This window comes from Mycobacterium sp. (assembly GCF_044370595.1).
Lineage (GTDB): Bacteria > Actinomycetota > Actinomycetes > Mycobacteriales > Mycobacteriaceae > Mycobacterium.
The window spans coordinates 1-3,239 of the sequence record NZ_JBILVF010000240.1 but is presented as its reverse complement, the minus strand read 5'-3'; the positions used below and the strand labels follow the sequence as shown (position 1 = coordinate 3,239).

At 67.9% G+C, this 3,239-nt stretch carries 4 protein-coding genes; 1 reads left to right on the top strand and 3 read right to left on the bottom strand.

All coding sequences use genetic code 11. The features are described 5' to 3' along the window. The 3 genes from ADBZ5N_RS18250 to ADBZ5N_RS18240 all read right to left on the bottom strand — a co-directional run. A partial coding sequence (locus tag ADBZ5N_RS18250; RefSeq protein ID WP_526259911.1) for an NYN domain-containing protein occupies nt 1-451 on the bottom strand: 451 nt, incomplete at its 3' end. 144 nt (nt 452-595) lie between these two features. Continuing rightward, nucleotides 596-1,033, bottom strand: a complete 438-nt coding sequence (locus tag ADBZ5N_RS18245) for an SRPBCC family protein (RefSeq protein ID WP_526259909.1) — start codon at nt 1,031-1,033, stop codon at nt 596-598. Between the two features lie 118 nt (nt 1,034-1,151). Then, entirely contained in the window at nt 1,152-2,531 is a 1,380-nt protein-coding gene (locus ADBZ5N_RS18240) for a phenylacetate--CoA ligase family protein (RefSeq protein WP_526259906.1), read from the bottom strand. 95 nt (nt 2,532-2,626) lie between these two features. Between ADBZ5N_RS18240 and ADBZ5N_RS18235 the strand changes: the two genes are divergently transcribed. Then, nucleotides 2,627-3,239: LLM class flavin-dependent oxidoreductase (locus ADBZ5N_RS18235; protein ID WP_526259904.1), on the top strand; the 613-nt coding region annotated here is incomplete at its 3' end.

Below are 3,239 nucleotides of genomic sequence, written 5' to 3'. Positions count from 1 at the left end.
CGTAGCGGCCCAGCCGCTTGCACCGCTGCGCCAGCGGGATGTAGTCCGAATCGCCGGCGACGATCACCACGTGGGTTAGGTCGGGCAGTCGGAACATATCCTCCACGGCGTCGACCGCCAGGCGGATGTCGGCGCCGTTCTTGCCGTACGCCGCCGCCGGGAACAGCTGCACCAGGTCCACCGCCCGGCCTACCAGTTGCTCGCGGTATTCGGCGTTGACCCCGGCCGACCAGTCGGCGTAGGCCCGGGTGAGCACCACAGTGCCGAAGGATGACGCGAAATCCAGGATCGCGCCCACGTCAACCCGCGCCCGGGCCAGGTGCGAGGACTCGAGGCCCTTGGCTTTGTCGCGTTGAAAAGAGTTGCGGCCGTTGACCTGGTCGTAGCGGGAGATCACGATGTTGTCGAAGTCGAGGTACACCGCCACACGGGCCGCGCTTGGTTCGGTCATCTGCACAGTCTTATCTATGGGGTTCAGCGCGAGAGGCGCAATGAGTTCGGCCTAGAGGGCACGATCGCTTTCCAGGCAGAGCTCCTGGGTAACACCTACTCGGGACCTGATCGAGACCTCTCATGGATGCGCCGAGGCCCGGTATCAGACCTGCGCACCGAGCGCCCGGCGCAGGCCGGCGGCAGCCCGGTCACCGATCTGGCCGAACACCAGTCGCAGGCCCAGATCGCCCACGCGCAGCACTCCGTTCAAACGGAGATCCGCGTCGTAGGTGACGACCGATCCGGCGCCGTCCGGCTCGACGGTGATCCGGTCGATCGAGGTGAACACGGTGCTGCGGGCCACCACGAGAAGGTTTCGCGGTGCGTCGTACTCCTCGGTCACGTACCGCAACGTCAGGTCGCGGCCGACACCGGCGACGGTGACGTCGAACACGCTGTCCGGGCCGCCGCCCGAACCTTCCACCTGCCGGACGGCCCTCACGCCGGGATCCCACTCGGCGAAGTTGCGGAGGTCGGCCATGTAGGCGAAGGCCTCCTGCGGAGTCTTCGCGGTCCGCACCGTTGTCACGTAGCGCGCCATGGCCACCCCTTTCGATGACCTCTAGTGTGCGCCCACTGCGGACCTCACCGGCACCCGGCCACCCCGGTTCACTGCGCGCGAACGGCTTTCGCACCACGGGGTCGCCTTAGGCAGCGGGTCAGGACCGCAGGATCTGGCGGAGCTTGCCGCTGCGCGGCTCTTGTCGCGGCGTCTCGGCGGCGCAGGTGATCGTCACCTCCGTCACCCCGTGGCTGCGCAGGAAGTCGCGCACCCGGCGTTCCACCCCGCGCTCCACCGCACTCCTGGTCGCCTCGTTGTCCACGTCCAGACGGATGGTGAGCTCGCGGGGTCCGGTTGCGATGGCCTGAAATCGGTGGACGCCGGGACTCTCCTCGATCACAGACCCGAGGGCCAGCGGCAGGATCTGTACCGGCTGATGCTCGGAGTCAGCCAAGGTGAGGACGTCATTGGTGCGGCCTTCGACCGCGACGACCGGGAACGGGCTGCCGCAGGCACACGGGTGTGGTTGCAGCGTCACCCGATCGCCGAGGTCGTAGCGGATGATCGGCTGAACGCGGTTGGCGAGGTTGGTCACGAGCACGCTGTCGGACTGCACGCCGGGTGGCACCGGCCGGCGGTCGTAGTCCACCGGTTCGAGGATGTACCAGTCGGAGTTGACGTGCAGGAACCCGCGGGTGCATTCGATGGCGAGACCGGGTACCTCGGTTGCGGCGTACCCCTCGATCACCGAACACCCGAAGGCCCGGGTGACGGCCTCGCGCATGGCGGGAGTGAACAATTCACCGGCGCACAGGATGTTCACCGGCGTGATCCGGAGCCGGCCGGCGCGCTGTTCAGCGGCCAGTAGCACGAACACGCTGGGATAGCCGCTGAGCAGTGTCGGCTGGAACTCGTTGAGCTCCGCGACCAGCTCGTCGACCGGCCGCAGGACCGAGAGGACCCTGGTTCGCGCGGAGATGAAAGAGCTGACCCGCCGGGTGCGCTCGATGAACGTCACCGCTCCGAAGTGGCCCCCGGTGGCGAACAGCGCTGCGGTCCTGATGCCGCGCCGTGCGAGGGCGGCGAGGTTGATCCGCGCCATGACGGGCTGGGGCCTGGTGCGGCCCACGATGTTGTACACCCGCCAGGACAGCCGGTCGTGCAGCAGGATCGCCGGCTCCCCGGTGGTTCCGGACGTGGTCGAGACAAGGTAGCGGCCGAGATACAGCTGACCAAGGCACTCCTGGCGGTTGAGGAAGGTGTTCTTCAGGTCCGCCAGGGTCACATCCGGATCGGAGACCCAGTCGTCGAATCGGGACATCAGGGTCGGCTTGTCCAGGGCCGGCAGGGCATGGACGTCGTCGACGTCGGACGGCAGGTTGCGATAGCGATCCCGGTAGAACGGTGACGCCGTCCTCGCATGGTGCACGAGGTTGCGCAGACGGCTGCGTTGCAGGCGGGCCAGCCGCTGCGGGTCGGAGTGGGCTGATCGGATCGCATCGGCGAGCAGGTAGGGCAGCGACTCCGACCACTTCATGACCACCACTCCATCACGGGAGTCGTGGATCGGCGAGGGATAGGCTGAACGCGGGTGGGCCACGGGGGGCCGCGGCGCGGAGGGGGCGAGAGTTAATGATTTTGGTGGGCTTGCAGATTGGCACGCAACCGCCCCTGGCGGTGCTGCGGGCGGCGCTGGTGGCGGCGCGGACGATGAGACTGGAGTCGGTGATGCTCATCGACCACTTCCAGAACGTCTTTCCGCAGGCCGTGTGGGACCCCGGCTTCACCTGGATCGCGGCTCAGCGGCCCAGCCCGCACGAGATGTTCGACTACGAGGTGATGATGGGCTATCTGGCCCCGCGGGTGGGCCGGATGCGGCTGGGTGTCGGGGTGACCGAGGCCGTCCGGCGCCACCCCGTTGTGATCGCCCAGGCGATGGTGACGGCGTCGCATCTGACCAGGCGCGCTCCCATTCTCGGCATCGGCGCGGGGGAGCGGATGAACATCGAACCCTACGGTCTGGACTTCACCCACCCGGTGAGCCGGCTGGAGGAGGCCCTGCAGGTGATCCGGCTGTGCCTGACCTCACGCGGACCGATGTCGTTCTCCGGCAGGCACTTCCAGCTGGACCGGGCGACCATGGACCTCAAGGCGCCACCCGGCAGGTTGCCCGAGATCTGGGTCGGCGGGCAGGGAAGCCGCATGCTGCGATTGGCCGGGCGGTACGGCGACGGGTGGTATCCGG

Coding starts and splice junctions, on each gene's coding strand:
- ADBZ5N_RS18240 (WP_526259906.1), bottom strand. CDS start 2,531: ATGAAGTGGTCGGAGTCGCTGCCCTACCTGCTCGCCGATGCGATCCGA.
- ADBZ5N_RS18245 (WP_526259909.1), bottom strand. CDS start 1,033: ATGGCGCGCTACGTGACAACGGTGCGGACCGCGAAGACTCCGCAGGAG.